The sequence below is a fragment of the Mesorhizobium sp. RCAM 05099 genome (genome assembly GCF_059683685.1).
Genome location: NZ_CM185035.1, coordinates 553,387 through 569,762, shown reverse-complemented (window position 1 = coordinate 569,762; position 16,376 = coordinate 553,387). Strand labels below are relative to the sequence as shown.

Below are 16,376 nucleotides of genomic sequence, written 5' to 3'. Positions count from 1 at the left end.
GAGCCTGCTAGTCAGCGGCCTCCGCGTCGGCAGCCCTGTCGTCCCACGTCACGGCCCGGTAGTCGAACCCATATTCCAGCGTCGGCTTGACGATGCGGAAATAGGGCGACAGGTCGAAGTCGCGCGGCGTGTACAGCGAGTGATGGCGAATGTGCAGGATTTCCTTGCGCGAATAGTTCGATTGCGCCGAGGCGCGGCCGGGCGCGCGGGTGATCTCGGGCAGGATCGGATAGCGGATCTGGCCATAGGCCTCGGCGATCAGCGTCGAACAGATTGCCCGTGTCGGGTCGCCGGAGCCGAAGGCCAGCATGCGGCGGCGCCAGCGAACCGGCACCGGTGGCGTCGGAAAAAAGTAGCGCAGCATGTCGAAAAGGTTCTTGAGATCGTATCTCAGGCCGAGCTTGCCGATCATGAAGGCGACGACCTTGTCGCGGTCCTCCGGTGTCAGCCCGTTCGCGCGGCAGATACGGGTGTTGTAGGTGCGATAGCGCGACAGCGGCACGGCGACGCAGCCTTCGCCGAGCGTGACCTCGATCAGGCGCGGCCGCTCCGATCCGTCCTCCGGCTCGGGCAACGCATCGCCGACATAGAAGGCCGCATGCGACCAGGTCGACTGGGTAAGGTACTTGATTGCCGCCGAGATCTTCTGGTTGCCCTCGATCAGCAGGATGTCGCCCGGCTCCAGCGTGCGGCGCAGCGTCTCGGCATCGGATGGCGTGTAGGGTTCGTAGCCGGAGGATTCTTCCTGCAGCCGCCCGGCAAGCCAGCGGCCAAGTCGATCCAGAAGCGTGTCGCCGGGCTTGGTCATGCCGTACGGCGATTAGCATATGCAGGCGGCTCGACGCCAGCCGCACCGTTCGTCAGCTGGCCACCGCGCTAGTGTCTTCCGCCGCGCCGGCCAGATCGTCGCGTGCCTTGCGGGCCAGTTTTCGTGTCGAGCGCTTGGGACTGTCCCCGAACAGCTCGGTTGCCTCGGCCAGGCAGGTCTTCTTGAGGTTCTTCTCCGACCGTTTCAGAAGCTTGCCCAGAAGCTTCTTGTCCTCGGGCGATCCGAGCGGCCGCTCGCCGCTGTCGAGGAGTGCGCGCATCACCAGCACGTCGTGCAGCTCGCCCAGCCGCTCGCCCAGTTCGTCGACCGCCTTGCGCCGGGCCTTGATCGGTGTCGGCCACAGCCTGCCGAGCAGCGACAGATGCATGCCGTGCGTCTTGGCCGCCTTGCGCAGATCGTGGAAGTCATTGGCTTCGCCGCGCGATCGGGCCTTGTCGAGCGCCTTCCTGGCCCGGCGCAAGGTGCTGCGAGCGCCGTCGGCAAGCACGTCGGCCGCCTGTTCCGGCTGATCCGGCAAGGTCAGGCTTTCGGTCCGCTTCAAGCCTTCTTCACAAGCGGCGGTTGCCGCGCCGATCGCCGCCTCGAGCCCGCTGCCTTCATGCAGTTCCTGCTGGTGAGCGACCAGCCTGTCGCGCACAACGCCCAGTCCGTCGCCGGCGCTCTCCTTGGGGTAGCTTGCCGCCAGCCGGTCGATGGTCTCGATCAGCGCCGTCGCCTCGCGTGGCCCGGCAAGCAGCCCCGCCACGTTGCGGTAGCACTGGTTTTCGGTGTCGCAGAATGTTTCGTCTCCGGAACGAACGAGGCGCAACAACGCGCGCACATTCTTCAGTCGCCTGCGGCATTTGTGCAGCGCCTGCTCCGGCCGGCTGGACGCGGCGTCGAGATGAGCCAGCGCCTTGCCGATTTCCTCGGACAGGATACGCCTGACCTCGCCGGTCAGCGGCAGGCGCGGGTCGATACGAAAACTCATGCGGCGATCTCCGGAATCCCCCCGAGGGCGAGCGACGCGTTGTAGAATTTAGACTCGCCGGTGACCTCGCGGCCGAGCCAGTCAGGCAGCATTTCGTCCGGCACGTCTTCCGGCGTCTCGAGTTCGGCGACCACAAGTCCCGCAAGCGGACCGCCAAAGACATCGACTTCATAGAGATAGCCGCGATGCCTAACATGGTGGCGTGTCTTCTCTATGACACGTCCGATGGCGAAGGCCAGCATCTCCTCGGCTTCCGCCAAGGGGATCGAATATTCGAATTCGTCACGCACGCGCGCCCTGCTGCCGAATTTGAGCGTCAGCTTAGCGGAGGCGCCATCGCTGATGCGGATGCGCACGGTTCGACCGGGTGTCGCGGCCAGATAGAACTGGCGAATGCGGATATCCGCCTCCGCCAGATCCCGCCATGCGGTGCTGGAGACCAGGAACTTGCGCTCGACTTCCTTGCCCATGGCCGCGCACTAAAGCGGTTGCCACCGGCGATGGCAAGTGCCGCCGGCGATGGCAAAGTCAGCCGCGCACACAGATTGACTTTAATCAATCGATTGATTAAATAGCCTGCATGACCAGGTCGTCGAACGCCAAAAGCCCACGCCGCGAGACATCTCCCGCGGAGCCTACTCGAGCCGCCCTTGTCCGGGCGGCGCTGAGACTGTTCGGGCGGCAGGGTTTCGACGGCACCTCGACGCGCGAGATCGCCGCGGAGGCGCAAGCCAATATCGGCTCGATCGCCTATCATTTCGGCGGCAAGGAAGGCCTTCGCACCGCTGCCGCCGACTTTATCGTCGAGACCATCCAGACGGTTGCCGGCCAGGCGCTCGGCAATGCGCAGGCGCCTGTCCCCGGCAGTCCGGAGGCGGCGCGGGCGCAACTGTTCGCGGCGCTGGAACGGATGGTCGGCTTTGTCGTGGCAAGTCCGCAGGCCGGCGAGATCGTGCAGTTCGTCTTGCGCGAGCTCTCCCATCCGACGGCGGCGCTCGACCGCATCTATGACGGCGTGTTCGAGCCGACGCACCGCCGGCTTTGCCAGCTGTGGGAGCAGGCGACGGGCGAACCGGCCGAAAGCGAGGCGACCCGGCTCACCGTGTTCACGCTGATCGGCCAGGTCATCTATTTCCGCATCGGCCGTGAAGCGGTGATGCGCCGCATGGGCTGGCGCGATATCGGCGCCGCCGAGGCGGCCAAGGTGGTGAAGGCCACATCGGACAATCTCAAGGCCATATTGGCTGCCAGGAAGGGGCAAAGACCATGAGCTTTCTGTGTTCGCTGCCGCTCGCCGCCCAGCTTCTCGGCGCCTGTGCCCCGGCAGCACCGCTGGCCGTCGGCTATGTCGAAGGCGACTATGTGCTGCTGGCGCCGATCGAGGTGGCGCAGGTCGAGACGGTCACCGTCAAGCGCGGCGATCGTGTTGTGCCCGGCACGACCGTGGTGACGCTGGAAAGTGCCGATGCCAAGATCGCGGTGGCGCAGGCGCAGGCAAGCCTGGCCCAGGCCCAGGCGCAGCTTGCCGATCTGCAGGTCGGCAAGCGGCCGGAAGAAATCGCGGCGCTCAAGGCTCAGGTCGACATGGCCAAGGCGCAGGCGGATGACGCAAGGCGCAAATATACGCGCGCTGCCGACCTGTTCAAGCGCGGCACCGGCAGCCAGGCCGATTTCGACACCGCGTCGGCAACGCTGGAGACAGCCGACGCGCAGCTCGGCCAGGCGGAAGCCAATCTCGCCGTCGGCGGCCTGCCGGCGCGCGCCGAGACGATCAAGGCCGCCGACAACCAGGTCAAGCAGGCGCAGGCAACGCTCGAACAGGCGCAGTGGCGACTGTCCAAGCGGGCGCTGGCCGCACCCTCGCCCGGCCGCGTCAACGACGTCATCCGCAATCCGGGCGACACCGCCGGCCCGACCGCGCCGGTCATTTCGATCCTGCCCGACGGCGCGATGAAGCTCACGGTCTACATACCGGAAAGCGCCTTCTCCTCGGTCAAGGTAGGCACCGTGCTCGACGTCCACTGCGACGGCTGTGGCCCGGATGTGAAGGCGCGGGTCAGCTATGTCTCGCCGGATCCGGAGTTCACTCCGCCGGTGATCTACTCCTTGGAGAACAGGCAGAAGCTGGTCTATCTGGTCGAGGCGCGGCCGGAGGGCGATGCCGGCCCGCTGCAGCCCGGCCAGATCGTCGATGTCGAACTGGACGCTGGAAAATGAACGCCATCGACGTCCACGGCCTGGTCAAGCGCTTCGGCGACAAGACCGTCGTCGACCATGTGACGATGGCGGTGGCGGAGGGCGAGATCGTCGGCTTCCTCGGGCCGAACGGTTCGGGCAAGACCACCACCATCCGCATCATGTGCGGCCTGCTGACGGCCGATGAAGGCGAAGGCACGGTGCTCGGCTTCAACATCCGCACCGACAGTCTGCGCATCAAGCGCGAAGTCGGCTACATGACGCAGAAATTCTCGTTCTACGAGGATCTGACGATTGGCGAGAATCTCGAATTCGTGGCGCGGCTCTACCAGCTGAAGCCGGTCGGTGAGTATGTCGCCAGAACGCTGGAGGAACTCGGCCTGACCTCGCGCCGCGACCAGCTGGCTGGCACATTGTCCGGCGGCTGGAAGCAGCGGCTGGCGCTGGCCGCCTGCATCATGCACAAGCCGAAGCTGCTTCTGCTCGACGAGCCGACGGCTGGCGTCGATCCGAAGGCGCGGCGCGAATTCTGGGACGAAATCCATCGCCTCGCCAGCGGCGGACTGACCGTATTGGTCTCCACCCACTACATGGACGAGGCCGAGCGCTGCCACCGCATCAGCTACATCTCCTATGGCAAGATGCTGGCCACCGGCACCGTGGCCGAAGTGGTCAGGAATGCCGGGCTGACCACTTTCATCGTGCAGGGCCCGCACCTCGACCAGGTCGCGGCGGCGCTCGATGGCCGGCCCGGTGTCGACCAGGTGGCGCCGTTCGGCGCGACGCTGCATGTCGTCGGCTCCGACAGGGAGAAGCTCGAAGCCGCGCTCGCCGATGTCGAGAAGAAGCATAAGGGGGTGACGTTGACGCTGGGCGAAACCAGCCTCGAGGACGTCTTCATCCAGTTCATGTCCGGCTCGAAGGACAACATGGCATGAACAGCGTCTTTTCCTTCGCCGGGCTCGGCGCGCTGCTGATCAAGGAGTTCATCCAGATGCGGCGTGACCGCATCACCTTCGCCATGATGCTGGGCGTGCCGCTGATGCAGCTGGTGCTGTTCGGCTTCGCCATCAACAATGATCCCAAGAGCCTGCCCACCGCGCTCGTTGCCATCAGCAACGACCAGTATACGCGCGCCATGGTCTCCGCCCTGCAGATGACGGGCTACTACCACTTCGACTATGTGGCGCAGAGCGCCGCCGAGGCCGAGGCGCTGATGGCCAAGGGCGCCGTCTCTTTCGTGGTGACGATCCCGGCCGATTTCGCCCGGCGGGTCGAGCGCGGCGACAACCCGCAGATCCTGATCGAGGCCGACGCAACCGACCCTTCCGCGGCGAGCGGCGCCGTTTCGACCTTGAGCAAGGTGGCGAGCCAGGCGCTGCTGCGCGCGCAGGGCATGCAGGCGACCGCCGCCGAAAGCGCCAGGGGGCAGCTGCAGGTGGTGGTGCACCAGCGCTACAATCCGGAAGGCGTCTCGCAATACAACATCGTGCCTGGCCTGCTCGGCGTCATCCTGCAGATGACCATGGTGATGATGACGGCCATGGCGCTGACGCGCGAAACCGAGCGCGGCACGATGGAGAACCTGCTGGCCATGCCTTCCAGCCCGGCCGAGATCATGCTCGGCAAGGTGCTGCCCTTCCTCGTCGTCGGCGCGGTGCAGGTGGCGGTGGTGCTGGTCGCGGCGAAGCTCCTGTTCAGCATCCCGTTCGTCGGCTCGCTGACGCTGCTTCTGTCGGCGGTGCTTGTGTTCGTGCTTGCGCTGGTGCTGCTCGGCTACACGATCTCGACCATGGCACGCTCGCAGATGCAGGCGATGCAGCTGACCTTCTTCTTCTTCCTGCCGTCGCTGCTCTTGTCCGGCTTCATGTTCCCCTATCGCGGCATGCCCGGCTGGGCGCAGGTCCTGGGCGAGATCTTCCCGCTCACGCATTTCCTGCGCATCACCCGGGCGGTGATGCTGAAGGGCGCTGACTTCAATGCGATAGGGACCGAGGTCGGCTGGCTGCTGCTGTTCGTGGTGGTGTTTGCCGGTACGGCGCTGCTGCGGTTTCGCCGCACGCTGGACTAGTCTAGTCCCTGAGCGATCCCGGACCGCTGACGAAAGGGCTCTCCCTGACATAGAATCGCAGCAGGCGGTCCGCATCCTTCGAAATGCCAATCCTGATGCTCTGCCCGATTTCGCCGGGTTGGTGGTCATCGCCTGCGAGCCACAGCGGGCCTTGCCGGCAAAGATCGAGCCCGTCGAGCGAACGATCGATCCGCAACGCCGCGGCGAGCCTTCCTGGTCCTCGCGCCAGGTCGCGCAGGCGCTCGACGCCGCGATTGAGGCGCATGATCGGGATGCCTTCGAGCGGCTCGAGCGCCCTGATCAGCACGCCGGTGCCGACCCCTTGCGTCTCGCTCGAGACATTCAGCATGTAGGAGGTGCCGTAGGCGAGATAGACATAGGCATGCCCGCGCTCGAGGAACAGCGAACGGTTGCGCGGGGTCATCCCCCGGTAGCCATGCCCGGCGGCGTCGCCGACGACATAGGCCTCGGTCTCGACGATGCGGCCGCTGACGATGCCTTCAGGCAATTCGCGCACCACCACTTTGCCGATGAGGGTGCGGGCGAGATCGGCAGTATCGCCGGGCAATTCAGAGCGTGCGATCGGGCGGTGGATGATCATCCTCACGGCGGCCGGGTTTCAGGGTATCCGCTCGACCCATTGCGCGCGCGAAGGCCCCGGCTCGAACGGATCGCCGAAATACTGGGTCTCGCGGGCCACCTTGCCATCGAGGAACTCCATGATGCTCACCGTGTAAGACGGCCGCCCGTCATAGGCCAGGACATATTCCGTGACCCAGAGGTCGCCCGCACCGATGATCCGCCGCACTGTGAAGCGCTTCCGGTTCGGCTGCGCGGCGCGCGACGACTGGATGTCGCGCCGCCCGCGGATGCGCTCCCCCGATTGCGGATAGTCGAGCACCGCGTCCTCCCGGTAGATCTGGTGCTCGCCCTCGAGATCGTTCGCATCGGAGGCAGCCCAGTGATGATCGAGGGCCGCTCGAATCTCCCGGTCCTCCATATCGAATCTCCTTGACCATCGGCACCGATACCCTGCGGTGGCGCTCCGGCTTTTTGGACCGGTGCGTGACCCAGACTGGCCGCCATCCTACGCGGCTGCCATGATCCCCGCATAGGTGCCGAAATCGACGTTGCCGCCGGACAGCACCACGGCGACGCATTTGCCTGCCAGCTCGATCTCGCCCGACGACAGCGCCGCCAGTCCGACGCAGCCGCCGGGTTCGACCACCAGCTTGAGATAGGCCATGGCGTCGCGCATCGCCTGTGCCGTCGCCTTGTCGGAGACGGCGATGCCGCCGGCAAGGTTCCTGCGGTTGATCTCGAAGGTGATCACGCCCGGCTCGGCGGTGAGGATCGCATCGCAGATCGAACTGTGGCCCGGCTCGTTCGCCACCCTGATGCCCGCGGCCAGCGAGCGGCGGGTGTCGTCGAAATGCTCGGGCTCCACCGCCCAGACGGCAGTGCCGGGCGAGGCGTCCTTGACGGCAACCGAGATTCCGCTGATCAGGCCGCCGCCGCCGCAGGGCACCAGAACCGCGTCTAGGCCCACGCCAAGCGCTTCCACCTGGCGCATCAATTCGAGGCCGATCGTACCCTGGCCGGCGATGATGGCCGGATCGTCGAAGGGCGGCACCAGCACCATGCCTTTTTCCATGTAAGGGCCCACCACGGTCATGCGGTCGTCGCGGAAGCGGTCGAACGGCACCACCTCCGCTCCCATCTTGCGGACATTGCCGACCTTCATGGCCGGCGCGTCGGCCGGCATGGCGATGACCGCCTTGACGCCGAACATCGCGGCGGAGGCGGCGACGCCTTGCGCGTGGTTGCCCGACGAGAAGGCGACGACGCCACGGCGGCGCTCTTCTTCGCTCAGCGATGACAACTTGTTGTAGGCGCCGCGGAACTTGAACGATCCGGTGCGCTGCAGCGTCTCCGGCTTGAACAGGATGCGGGCGCCGAAGCGCCTGTTGAGTTCAGGCGATTCGATCAACGGCGTTTCAACAATCAGCCCGGAAAGCCGGGCTGCGGCGCGGTGGAGGTCGGCTATGCCGGGAGGCGTGGTGGCGGTCATGCGAGGTCCAGCAAAAAGAGACAGTCTCTTCTCATGATGCCCGCAAACAACGGCAGCACACCATTGAAAAAATGTGACCGTTACAAAGTTGGGGGATCACGAAGGGCGGCGCCGAGACCGGCAATTGGCCTTGCAGCCGATCACTCTTCACCCCAGAAGCGCCCGCTGCCTCTTCGTGCCGCCCAACTTGCGCCAGTTGTTGAACCGGTGGGTGGCGGCGGCAAAGGAGATCTTCATCTGCTGGGCCACCGAATAGCGCGACTTGCCTTCGTCGAACATGCGGTAGCAGCACTCCACGCCTTCTTCCGTCAACTTGCCGTCCGGAGCCTTGTTGTGCGGATTGGCGGGATCGAATTTCTCGACCTGCTGCTCGACCAGGCCCTTCAGGCGTTGCAAATCGGCCTCGATGCTGGCGATGAGATCGAGAACGGGCTTCGGGTCGAATTCCGGTGCGTGTGGCTTTGTCGTCATCTGCGGCTTCCCTTCTATCGACTTAGGTTTGCCTATATAGGGAAATCTTCACCAATAATGAAGGGTCGGCGGCTTCAACAATTCTTGACCGCCGACCCAAGCGCGCGATTGACCGGAGGCGCGTCAAACCCTAGTTTAGAACCATTCTAAACTAGGGTGAATTCCTCATGCTTTCCCGTGTCTTCGGCTTCGGCTTCGGCCGCCGTCCCTTCGAATCGCTCTCCGAGCAGGAGATCCTGGCGCTGGCCATTTCGTCCGAGGAAGACGACGGGCGCATATACCGTGCCTATGCCGACGGCCTGGCGGAAAGCTTTCCGCAATCGGCGAAGGTGTTCGAGGAGATGGCCGAGGAAGAGGACGGCCATCGCGACTCGTTGATCGAGCTCCACCGCAAGCGTTTCGGCGAACGCATTCCACTGATCCGGCGCGAACATGTGAAGGGTTACTATGAGCGCAAGCCCGACTGGCTTGTGAGGCCGCTCGGTGTCGAGCATGTGCGCAGCCAGGCCGAGGCGATGGAACGGCAGGCCTACCTGTTCTATGTCGAGGCGGCAAAGCGCACCACCGATGCCTCGACCAGAAAACTGCTCGACGATCTGGCGCTGGCCGAACAGGGGCACGAGACGCTGGCGCAGCGTCTGGAGCAAAAGCACGTGCCGGGCGAAGTGAAGGACGAAGAGGCCGCTGCCGAGCAACGCCAGTTCATTCTGACCTATGTGCAGCCAGGACTGGCTGGCCTGATGGATGGTTCGGTGTCGACGCTGGCGCCGATCTTCGCCGCTGCTTTCGCCACGCATGACACCTGGCAGACCTTTCTGGTCGGCCTTGCCGCCTCGATCGGCGCCGGCATCTCGATGGGATTCACCGAAGTGGCGTCCGACGACGGCAAGCTGTCGGGCCGCGGCTCGCCGATAAAACGCGGCATCACCACCGGCGTCATGACATCGGCGGGTGGCCTTGGCCACGCATTGCCCTATCTCATCCCGCATTTCTGGACGGCGACCGCTGTCGCCGCGGTGGTGGTGTTCTTCGAGCTGTGGGCCATCGCCTTCGTCCAGAACCGCTACATGCAGACCCCGTTCCTGCGCGCCGCCTTCCAGGTGGTGCTCGGCGGCGCCCTGGTGTTCGCGGCCGGCGTGCTGATCGGCAATGCGTAGGTAAGGGCGGCAAAGCTCAGCGCTGCCCCTCACCCTTACCCTCACCCCGTGAAGAACGGGGAGAGGGGGGGTCGCCGGCGCGGGAGCTTGTCCCTTCTCCCCGTCACTATACGGGGAGAAGGTGCCGGCAGGCGGATGAGGGCGGCACCCACATCAACCCGTAGGCCTCACCCATTCACCGCCCGACTGTCCTGCGGCGCCTCGGTCCTTTCGGTCAGCCCGTAGTCGCGCACCACATGCGCGATGCGCAAACGGTAGCCGGCAAAGATACCGCCACGTCCTGCCTTCTGCGCCTGCCTGTGTTCCTCGGTGTTGCGCCAGGCCTTGACCGCGTCCTCGTCGCGCCAGAACGACAGGGACAGGATGCGGTTCGGGTCGACCAGGCTCTGGAAGCGCTCGATGGAGACAAACCCGTCGATGCCGTCGAGCAGCGGGCGCAGCTCGGCGGCGATGCTCAGATACGCATCGCGCCGGCCCGCCGCCGGTTCGACCTCGAAGATGACGGCGATCATGCTTTCACCTTTTCCCCTGGCATGATCTCGGTCTGAAAAGGCTGCAACTTTTCAGGATCAAGCCTTGGCGCGTGTGGGCCGGAAGCCAGTTTCAGGAACATGCGATCCTCCTTGAGGATGAATTTTTCGCGGCGGGCGAACTCGTAGTTTGCCTTGCCGGCGGGATCGGCGGCAAGCCGGGCGCGATAGGCTTCGTAGGCGGCCAGGCTCTCGATGTTGTAGGCGGCATAGGCTGTCGTAGCCGAGCCCTCATGCGGCGCGAAGTAGCCGATCAAATCGGCGCCGCAACGCGGAATGGCCTGGCCCCAGTTGCGGGCATACTCCTCGAAGGCCGCCTTGCCGAACGGGTCGATTTCGTAGCGGATGAAGCAGGTGATGGCCATTGTCGTCTCCTTGAGGGGGATGTGTTCTTGCGTCGATGGTTCGAGCGGTGTCGAAACGTTGTGCCGCCCGATCTGCTAGGCAATTTCCTTGCGGGTCATGGTCGCCAGAAGGACTTCGCGCATTCTCGGCGCACGTCTTCCGGCGTCAGGCCAAGGTCGCGCAACAGGTGATCGTCGATCTCGGCAAGGTCGATCAGCTGCAGATAGCGGTCATACCACCGGGCCAGCGTGCCCGAGCGGAACCAGGTGACGAACGGGAACGATTGGCGGCTCTCGAACGGTCCGGAGGTGGAAGCGGTTGTCATCGTCGTCTCCTTGATCTGATCGGAGAATAGTGATTATCTGACAAGAATGCTTCGACGAGGAACGAACTATGCGTGAAGGGCCCGACATTGCCCGTATAGCCAGCCTGGTCGGTGATCCGGCGCGGGCCAACATGCTGAGCGCCCTGATGGGCGGCACGGCGCTGACGGCGAGCGAACTGGCACTCGAGGCCGGCGTATCGCTGCCGACCGCCAGCTCGCACCTGTCGAAGCTGATGGAGGGCGGATTGCTGACGCTGGCGAGCCAAGGCCGGCACCGCTACTACGGCCTCGCCGGCCCGCAGGTGGCCGGAATGATCGAGGCCATCACCGGCGTCGCCGCGTCTGTCGGGCCGCAGCGTGTGCGGCCGGGCCCGCGCGACGCGGCCATGCGCGTGGCGCGCGTCTGCTACGATCACCTCGCTGGCGAGCAGGCCGTGGCGATGCTCGACCGTCTTGTCGAAAAGGAGATTATCCTGCGTGACGACCAGGAGATCAGGCTCGGGCCGTCGGCGGCATCGCATTTCGCCGCCATCGGCATCGATGTCGATGCCAAGCCGCGACGGCCGGTCTGCCGCGCCTGCCTCGACTGGAGCGTCCGCCGCTCGCACCTCGCCGGCACGCTGGGCGCCGCCATCCTCGACAAGATCCTCGCCGAGAAATGGGCGCGCCGCGAGAAGGACAGCCGCGCCGTCATTTTCTCGCCGCCGGGCAAGCAGGCTTTCGAGAGGGTGTTTCTGGCGTGATGGTTTTGGCGGTGCTGATTTCGCGATGCCCGCGGGACAGCGCCCCCTATGCCAGGCAGGCCGTTGGGGGGCGCGAAGGATCGTTACGCTGCGGACGGGGCGACTACCCCCGCTTCAGCGCCTTGCCCTGCTTGAAGAAATCCGCCCACGGATCGGCTTGCGCCAGCTGCTTCAGTGTCGTCTTGTCGCCGATCGGGAAAGCATTTGGCGCCAGCCCGGCCTCGATCTCGGGCCAGGTCACCGGCATCGACACGGTGGCGCCCTTCTTGGCGCGTGACGAATAGGGCGCGACCGTCGTCGAGCCCCGACCATTGCGCAGATAGTCGACGAAGATTTTTCCGGTGCGCGCCTTCTTCGACAGTGTTGCGGTATAGCGATCGGGGGAAGCCTGTTCGAGTGCCTTGGCGAAATCGTGGGCGAAGGTTTTCACCGCGCCCCAATCCGCCGATGGTTTGAGCGGTACCAGGACATGGTAACCCTTGCCGCCTGATGTCTTGACGAAATTCGGCAGCGACAGCTCGTCGAGCTTGCCCCTGATATCGAGTGCCGCCTCGCGCACCGCCTTGACCTCGACGCCTTCGTCGGGGTCGAGATCGAAGATGATCTGGTCGGGCTTTTCCAGTTCGTCAACGGTACAGCCCCAGATGTGGATCTCGACCACGCCGTATTGAACCAATGCGGCAACGCCGTCGAAATCCCTGACGAACAGGATCTCCTCGCCGTCCGTCGGATCTTTCATCCGCGCGATCTTGTCACTCATGCCGGCGGATGCATGCTTCTGGAAGAAGCGCGGTCCGCCGACTCCGTCCGGCGCCCGCACCAGGCTGAGCGGCCGGTTGACGATGAACTGTTCCATGCGCGGCCAGACCCGCGCGTAGTGGTCGAGCAGGCCTTGCTTCGATATCTTTTCCTCGGGCCACAGCAGCTTGTCGGGATGGGAAAGTTTTACCGTGGTCGTCATCGTTCCGGTGGGTTTGGCGGCGTCGCTTGATGCCGCCTTCGCCTTCGCCGGGCTCTTGCCTGTCGATGCCTTCGGCTGTTCCTGCACGACTTCCTCCGCCGGCTTGTCCTCGCGCAATCCCTGGAACGAGGCATGGCGTATTATACGGTCGGAGGTCCAGCTGCGGAACTCCACTTCGCCGACCAGCTCCGGCTTGACCCAGACCAGGCCCTTGCCCTTCGGCACGGCCTTGTCGAAAGGCGACGATTTTGCCTTCAGCGCGTCGAGTCTTGTCTTCAGGTCGGTGGCGCCCTTGGCGGAGAAGCCGGTGCCGACGCGCCCGGCATAGTGCAGCTTGCCGCCCTCATAATAGCCGACCAGCAGCGAGCGCAGCCCGCGCCCCGTCTTTTCCGACGGCAAATAGCCGCCGATGACGAATTCCTGTCGTGCGGTACACTTCGACTTCACCCATGAGGGGCTACGCCCGCTGCGATAGGGCGCGTCGGCGCGCTTGGAGACGACACCTTCCAGCCCCATGCGGCAGGCATGCTCAAGCATGATCTTGCCAGGTTCGGAAAAATGGTCGCTGAAGCGGATTGCCGCATTCTCGGGCTGCTTGCCGAGCAGTTCCTGCAAGGCCTGCTTGCGCTCGACCAGCGGCTCGCCGCGCAGGTCTTGCCCGTCGAGCCGCATCAGGTCGAAGACATAGTAAGTGAAGCGATCTGTCCGCTTCGCCGACAGGTCGGCTTGCAGCAGCGCGAAGGAAGAGACGCCGCTGTCGGCCAGCACGACGATCTCCCCGTCGATGATGGCGTCGCTGCATTTCAGCGCGGACAGCTCCGCGACGATCTCGCTGCCGAACTTTTCCGTCCAGTCGAGGCCCGTGCGGGTGAGCAATCGCACGTCGGTGCCGGCGATCTGCGCCTGCATGCGATAGCCGTCGAACTTCACCTCGTGCAGCCAGTCCTTGCCCGGCGGCGCTTCCCGCTCCAGCGTGGCCAGCTGCGGCTCGATGAAGTCGAGGCGCTTGCCGGGCTTCGCTTTCTCGGCGGCCGGCTTGTTGGAATGCCAGACGTCAGGCTTCTGGCCTTTCGCGGTCTTGCCCTCGCCGACCTCCTCGATTGTCAGGCCGGACTTTACCGATTCCGGCGCTTCCTTGAGGATGTCCTCGCCGGGACGCGCGGCGGCATCGTCGGACTTGATCAAGAGCCAGTTGTCGCGCTTCTCGCCCGCGCGCGGCTTCAATCTGACCAGATGCCAGAGGCCGTGCAGCTTGTGGCCGTGCAGCTCGAAGCTGATATGGCCCTTCTTCATCGCCTTGGCCGGATCGATCTCGGGGGTCCAGGTGCCTTCGTCCCAGACGATGACCGAGCCGCCGCCATATTCGCCCTTGGGAATGGTGCCCTCGAACGGCGCGTAGTCGAGCGGATGGTCCTCGACATGCACCGCCAGCCGCTTCTCATGCGGGTCCAGGCTCGGGCCGCGCGTCACCGCCCAGCTCCACAGCACGCCGTCATGCTCGAGGCGAAGGTCGTAATGCAGCCTCGTCGCCGCGTGCTTGTGGATGACGAAGATGCCGCCCGCACTGCCCCCCTTGCCGAGCGGCACCTTGCCAGCCGGCTCGGACGTCTTCTTGAAATCGCGCTTGGATTGGTACTGTTCGAGGCTGGCCATCTCTGTCTCCTCAGGCCGATTTGCGCTTGGCCGCGCCGGCTTTCGGCTTGGCGCGTTTGGCCGCCGGTTTGGCTTTCGCCGACGAAGCCTTGGTCGAGCCTGCGTCCGACGACAGGCTCTTCTTCAGCGCGTCGAACAGATTGACGACATTGGAAGGCTTGGGCGCGGCTTTGGCCTTGGGTGCCGTCTTGCCGGCCTTCTTGGCGCGGATCAGTTCGAGCAGGGCGTCCTCGTATTTGTCGTCGAATTTCGACGGATCGAACGTCGCCTTCTTCTTGTCGATGATCAGCTCGGCCAGATCGGTCATCTCCTGGTCCGTCTTGACCGCCTTGATATCGCCGAACACGGTGTCTGGCTGGCGCACCGTGTTGTCGTAGCGCAGCGTCGTCAGCACCATGCCCTTGCCCAACGGTTCGATGACCACCGGGCGTTCGCGCTGGTAGAGCACGATGCGCGCCAGCCCGGCCATCTTCTTGCCAGCCATCGCATCGCGGATGACAGCGAACGCCTCCGCCGACACCTCGTCGGCCGGCGCGACATAATAGGGCGTGTCGAGATAGATCTGCTGGATCGAGGATTTGTCGACGAAGCCGTCGAGGCTCATCGTGTGCGAGGACTCGATCTGCACCGCTTCGATCTCGTCTTCGTCGATATGGACGAAATCGCCGTCGCTGACCTCATAGCCCTTGATCTCGTCGCCGTCGCCGAGCGGCTTGCCGGTCTGCGAATCGACGTAGATGCGTTTCACCGTATTGCCGGTCTTGCGGTTCAGCACCCGGAACGAGACCTTCTCGGTATGGGTGACGACGTTGGTCAATTCGACCGCACAGGTGACCAGCGACAGCTTGAGATAGCCCTTCCAGGCCGGACGCGGCGCCATGACATTTTCCCTTCTGGATCCAGATGAAGGTGAGAACGGACAGACCTCGCTCCAGTTCCGCCACCGCGTGATGATCCGCATGCGGAGAGGTCGCGCCGGATTCGGGCAGGCAAGCACGGACATTTCGTGGTGGCGGCAAAAATTGAAACAGAACCGCGCGCAGGCGACATTCAAACGAAACATATGTGATGCAAAAGTCACACTGGGCGGAATGGCGACAAAAGGCGCGGAAACACCCCGAATCAGCCGCATTCCGGCCACGAAGCAAGGCCTTTTTGACCAGAAATTAACATCACGTTCACCGACTATTCACGCCTCGATGCTATCGTTCTCGCAAATCGGAAGGGACATCCGAAAATCGGGACAGGGACAGGGTAAATGAACTTCCTCGCACACCTCATCGGCTATGCCGCCGCCATCCGCGAATTCGTCGCGCCGACCTATCGGCCCGAGCGTTATTACATGCGCGGCCCAGGCCCGGCCTGCGCCCGTCGCGGCAATTCGCTGGGCGCGCACTGATCATGACCTTCGAGACCCGTCACGACAGCCGGATCTGCAGGCCAGCGGCCGAATCCCGCGCCACGACCTATCGCGCCGAGCGTCCCGCTCTCGCCGACAGACGGCGTGCGACATCGCCACGTCTTTGATGCCGCCCCTGGCTGGCTTAGTGTCTTCAGACACGAGCAGCCGAGGCCCGCGTGAGCGACCTTCCCAACTCAGATTGGCCCCAGTCAAATCGGCCTAATTCAAGCCGTCCCGCTGAATTCTCCGATACACGCCATCCGCTGATCGTCTTCGATGGCGTCTGCGTGCTGTGCTCCGGCTTCGTCCGCACGGTGGTCCGGCTCGACCGCCAAAGCCGCTTCCGCTTCGCCACCGCGCAGTCGCCATTCGGCCAGGCGCTGTTCAGCAAGCACGGGCTGCGGACGGACAGTTACGAAACCAATCTCGTCCTGATCGAAGGCGTCGCCTTCACAGGGCTCGACAGCTTCGTTGCCGTCATGTTGGAACTCGGCTGGCCCTGGCGGACGGCCAGGGTGCTGTTGCTGCTGCCGCGCCCGCTTCGCGACTGGCTCTACAATCGCATTGCCAAGAACCGTTACGCCCTGTTCGGCCGGAAGGACCGTTGCGAGGTCCCTTCCGCCGAGATGCGGGAGCGGTTTCTTGGCTAAGA

Annotated in this window: 21 protein-coding genes; 9 read left to right on the top strand and 12 right to left on the bottom strand. The window is 64.5% G+C overall.

Going from position 1 to position 16,376, the window contains the following annotated elements:
- Positions 1-7: 7 nt before the first annotated feature.
- From AC56QQ_RS02760 to AC56QQ_RS02750, 3 genes are read right to left on the bottom strand one after another with little or no spacing between them, the layout of a single operon-like run.
- On the bottom strand, positions 8-808 hold the full coding sequence (locus tag AC56QQ_RS02760) for a C40 family peptidase (protein WP_489858648.1): 801 nt from the start codon (positions 806-808) through the stop codon (positions 8-10).
- A gap of 52 nt (positions 809-860) precedes the next feature.
- A complete protein-coding gene (locus AC56QQ_RS02755; RefSeq protein ID WP_497125466.1) occupies positions 861-1,799 on the bottom strand; it encodes a CHAD domain-containing protein in 939 nt (312 codons plus the stop codon).
- Entirely contained in the window at positions 1,796-2,269 is a 474-nt protein-coding gene (locus AC56QQ_RS02750; protein WP_489858650.1) for a CYTH domain-containing protein, read from the bottom strand. Before AC56QQ_RS02750 ends, AC56QQ_RS02755 begins: the two co-directional genes overlap by 4 nt.
- Positions 2,270-2,379: 110 nt before the next feature.
- On the opposite strand from AC56QQ_RS02750, the gene AC56QQ_RS02745 reads away from it, so the two are divergent.
- The 4 genes from AC56QQ_RS02745 to AC56QQ_RS02730 are packed head-to-tail and all read left to right on the top strand — an operon-like array spanning position 2,380 to position 6,066.
- The gene (locus AC56QQ_RS02745; RefSeq protein ID WP_497125465.1) at positions 2,380-3,069 is read left to right on the top strand and encodes a CerR family C-terminal domain-containing protein; all 690 of its coding nucleotides are present in this window, start codon (positions 2,380-2,382) and stop codon (positions 3,067-3,069) included.
- Positions 3,066-4,016: an HlyD family secretion protein gene (locus AC56QQ_RS02740; protein ID WP_497125464.1), complete on the top strand. Its 951-nt coding sequence runs from the start codon at positions 3,066-3,068 to the stop codon at positions 4,014-4,016. The genes AC56QQ_RS02745 and AC56QQ_RS02740 overlap by 4 nt, the downstream gene beginning before the upstream one ends.
- Positions 4,013-4,933: an ABC transporter ATP-binding protein gene (locus AC56QQ_RS02735; RefSeq protein ID WP_497125463.1), complete on the top strand. Its 921-nt coding sequence runs from the start codon at positions 4,013-4,015 to the stop codon at positions 4,931-4,933. Before AC56QQ_RS02740 ends, AC56QQ_RS02735 begins: the two co-directional genes overlap by 4 nt.
- The gene (locus tag AC56QQ_RS02730; RefSeq protein WP_497125462.1) at positions 4,930-6,066 is read left to right on the top strand and encodes an ABC transporter permease; all 1,137 of its coding nucleotides are present in this window, start codon (positions 4,930-4,932) and stop codon (positions 6,064-6,066) included. The genes AC56QQ_RS02735 and AC56QQ_RS02730 overlap by 4 nt, the downstream gene beginning before the upstream one ends.
- A 1-nt stretch (position 6,067) precedes the next feature.
- Here AC56QQ_RS02730 and AC56QQ_RS02725 read toward each other — a convergent pair whose 3' ends face one another.
- From AC56QQ_RS02725 to AC56QQ_RS02710, 4 genes are all read right to left on the bottom strand, one after another.
- A complete protein-coding gene (locus AC56QQ_RS02725) occupies positions 6,068-6,667 on the bottom strand; it encodes a DNA-3-methyladenine glycosylase (protein WP_497128862.1) in 600 nt (199 codons plus the stop codon).
- 18 nt (positions 6,668-6,685) lie between these two features.
- Complete coding sequence (locus AC56QQ_RS02720; protein ID WP_497125461.1) at positions 6,686-7,066, bottom strand: nuclear transport factor 2 family protein; 381 nt, start codon at positions 7,064-7,066, stop codon at positions 6,686-6,688.
- Positions 7,067-7,153: 87 nt separating this feature from the next.
- Positions 7,154-8,137, bottom strand: coding sequence for a threonine/serine dehydratase family protein (locus AC56QQ_RS02715; protein ID WP_497125460.1), 984 nt, complete (start codon positions 8,135-8,137; stop codon positions 7,154-7,156).
- A gap of 147 nt (positions 8,138-8,284) precedes the next feature.
- Positions 8,285-8,608: a hypothetical protein gene (locus AC56QQ_RS02710; protein WP_489858658.1), complete on the bottom strand. Its 324-nt coding sequence runs from the start codon at positions 8,606-8,608 to the stop codon at positions 8,285-8,287.
- 167 nt (positions 8,609-8,775) lie between these two features.
- On the opposite strand from AC56QQ_RS02710, the gene mbfA reads away from it, so the two are divergent.
- Positions 8,776-9,765 (top strand): iron exporter MbfA, encoded by a 990-nt coding sequence (gene mbfA, locus AC56QQ_RS02705; RefSeq protein WP_489858659.1) that lies wholly within the window; start codon positions 8,776-8,778, stop codon positions 9,763-9,765.
- A gap of 167 nt (positions 9,766-9,932) precedes the next feature.
- Here the strand turns inward: mbfA and AC56QQ_RS02700 are convergent, their stop codons facing one another.
- The 3 genes from AC56QQ_RS02700 to AC56QQ_RS02690 all read right to left on the bottom strand — a co-directional run bounded on the left by AC56QQ_RS02700 (position 9,933) and on the right by AC56QQ_RS02690 (position 10,965).
- Positions 9,933-10,277 (bottom strand): antibiotic biosynthesis monooxygenase family protein, encoded by a 345-nt coding sequence (locus tag AC56QQ_RS02700; protein ID WP_497125459.1) that lies wholly within the window; start codon positions 10,275-10,277, stop codon positions 9,933-9,935.
- On the bottom strand, positions 10,274-10,660 hold the full coding sequence (locus AC56QQ_RS02695; protein WP_497125458.1) for an NIPSNAP family protein: 387 nt from the start codon (positions 10,658-10,660) through the stop codon (positions 10,274-10,276). The genes AC56QQ_RS02700 and AC56QQ_RS02695 overlap by 4 nt, the downstream gene beginning before the upstream one ends.
- A gap of 95 nt (positions 10,661-10,755) precedes the next feature.
- On the bottom strand, positions 10,756-10,965 hold the full coding sequence (locus AC56QQ_RS02690; protein WP_497125457.1) for a DUF1127 domain-containing protein: 210 nt from the start codon (positions 10,963-10,965) through the stop codon (positions 10,756-10,758).
- A 68-nt stretch (positions 10,966-11,033) separates the two neighbouring features.
- Between AC56QQ_RS02690 and AC56QQ_RS02685 the strand changes: the two genes are divergently transcribed.
- Positions 11,034-11,708 carry an ArsR/SmtB family transcription factor gene (locus AC56QQ_RS02685; RefSeq protein ID WP_497125456.1) on the top strand — a complete coding sequence of 225 codons (675 nt, stop codon included), beginning with the start codon at positions 11,034-11,036 and terminating at the stop codon, positions 11,706-11,708.
- Positions 11,709-11,811: 103 nt separating this feature from the next.
- Here AC56QQ_RS02685 and ligD read toward each other — a convergent pair whose 3' ends face one another.
- Together ligD and ku are read right to left on the bottom strand one after the other, a co-directional pair.
- Complete coding sequence (gene ligD / locus AC56QQ_RS02680) at positions 11,812-14,322, bottom strand: DNA ligase D (RefSeq protein ID WP_497125455.1); 2,511 nt, start codon at positions 14,320-14,322, stop codon at positions 11,812-11,814.
- A 10-nt stretch (positions 14,323-14,332) separates the two neighbouring features.
- A complete protein-coding gene (ku, locus tag AC56QQ_RS02675; protein ID WP_497125454.1) occupies positions 14,333-15,202 on the bottom strand; it encodes a non-homologous end joining protein Ku in 870 nt (289 codons plus the stop codon).
- On the opposite strand from ku, the gene AC56QQ_RS02670 reads away from it, so the two are divergent.
- From AC56QQ_RS02670 to AC56QQ_RS02660, 3 genes are all read left to right on the top strand, one after another.
- On the top strand, positions 15,201-15,584 hold the full coding sequence (locus AC56QQ_RS02670) for a hypothetical protein (RefSeq protein ID WP_497125453.1): 384 nt from the start codon (positions 15,201-15,203) through the stop codon (positions 15,582-15,584). The genes ku and AC56QQ_RS02670 overlap by 2 nt on opposite strands.
- The gene (locus AC56QQ_RS02665) at positions 15,581-15,721 is read left to right on the top strand and encodes a hypothetical protein (protein ID WP_013528645.1); all 141 of its coding nucleotides are present in this window, start codon (positions 15,581-15,583) and stop codon (positions 15,719-15,721) included. The genes AC56QQ_RS02670 and AC56QQ_RS02665 overlap by 4 nt, the downstream gene beginning before the upstream one ends.
- Positions 15,722-15,900: 179 nt before the next feature.
- Positions 15,901-16,374 carry a thiol-disulfide oxidoreductase DCC family protein gene (locus tag AC56QQ_RS02660; protein ID WP_497125452.1) on the top strand — a complete coding sequence of 158 codons (474 nt, stop codon included), beginning with the start codon at positions 15,901-15,903 and terminating at the stop codon, positions 16,372-16,374.
- Positions 16,375-16,376 lie beyond the last annotated feature (2 nt).

Coding starts and splice junctions, on each gene's coding strand:
- AC56QQ_RS02760 (WP_489858648.1), bottom strand. CDS start 808: ATGACCAAGCCCGGCGACACGCTTCTGGATCGACTTGGCCGCTGGCTT.
- AC56QQ_RS02755 (WP_497125466.1), bottom strand. CDS start 1,799: ATGAGTTTTCGTATCGACCCGCGCCTGCCGCTGACCGGCGAGGTCAGG.
- AC56QQ_RS02750 (WP_489858650.1), bottom strand. CDS start 2,269: ATGGGCAAGGAAGTCGAGCGCAAGTTCCTGGTCTCCAGCACCGCATGG.
- AC56QQ_RS02745 (WP_497125465.1), top strand. CDS start 2,380: ATGACCAGGTCGTCGAACGCCAAAAGCCCACGCCGCGAGACATCTCCC.
- AC56QQ_RS02740 (WP_497125464.1), top strand. CDS start 3,066: ATGAGCTTTCTGTGTTCGCTGCCGCTCGCCGCCCAGCTTCTCGGCGCC.
- AC56QQ_RS02735 (WP_497125463.1), top strand. CDS start 4,013: ATGAACGCCATCGACGTCCACGGCCTGGTCAAGCGCTTCGGCGACAAG.
- AC56QQ_RS02730 (WP_497125462.1), top strand. CDS start 4,930: ATGAACAGCGTCTTTTCCTTCGCCGGGCTCGGCGCGCTGCTGATCAAG.
- AC56QQ_RS02725 (WP_497128862.1), bottom strand. CDS start 6,667: ATGATCATCCACCGCCCGATCGCACGCTCTGAATTGCCCGGCGATACT.
- AC56QQ_RS02720 (WP_497125461.1), bottom strand. CDS start 7,066: ATGGAGGACCGGGAGATTCGAGCGGCCCTCGATCATCACTGGGCTGCC.
- AC56QQ_RS02715 (WP_497125460.1), bottom strand. CDS start 8,137: ATGACCGCCACCACGCCTCCCGGCATAGCCGACCTCCACCGCGCCGCA.
- AC56QQ_RS02710 (WP_489858658.1), bottom strand. CDS start 8,608: ATGACGACAAAGCCACACGCACCGGAATTCGACCCGAAGCCCGTTCTC.
- mbfA (WP_489858659.1), top strand. CDS start 8,776: ATGCTTTCCCGTGTCTTCGGCTTCGGCTTCGGCCGCCGTCCCTTCGAA.
- AC56QQ_RS02700 (WP_497125459.1), bottom strand. CDS start 10,277: ATGATCGCCGTCATCTTCGAGGTCGAACCGGCGGCGGGCCGGCGCGAT.
- AC56QQ_RS02695 (WP_497125458.1), bottom strand. CDS start 10,660: ATGGCCATCACCTGCTTCATCCGCTACGAAATCGACCCGTTCGGCAAG.
- AC56QQ_RS02690 (WP_497125457.1), bottom strand. CDS start 10,965: ATGACAACCGCTTCCACCTCCGGACCGTTCGAGAGCCGCCAATCGTTC.
- AC56QQ_RS02685 (WP_497125456.1), top strand. CDS start 11,034: ATGCGTGAAGGGCCCGACATTGCCCGTATAGCCAGCCTGGTCGGTGAT.
- ligD (WP_497125455.1), bottom strand. CDS start 14,322: ATGGCCAGCCTCGAACAGTACCAATCCAAGCGCGATTTCAAGAAGACG.
- AC56QQ_RS02670 (WP_497125453.1), top strand. CDS start 15,201: ATGACATTTTCCCTTCTGGATCCAGATGAAGGTGAGAACGGACAGACC.
- ku (WP_497125454.1), bottom strand. CDS start 15,202: ATGGCGCCGCGTCCGGCCTGGAAGGGCTATCTCAAGCTGTCGCTGGTC.
- AC56QQ_RS02665 (WP_013528645.1), top strand. CDS start 15,581: ATGAACTTCCTCGCACACCTCATCGGCTATGCCGCCGCCATCCGCGAA.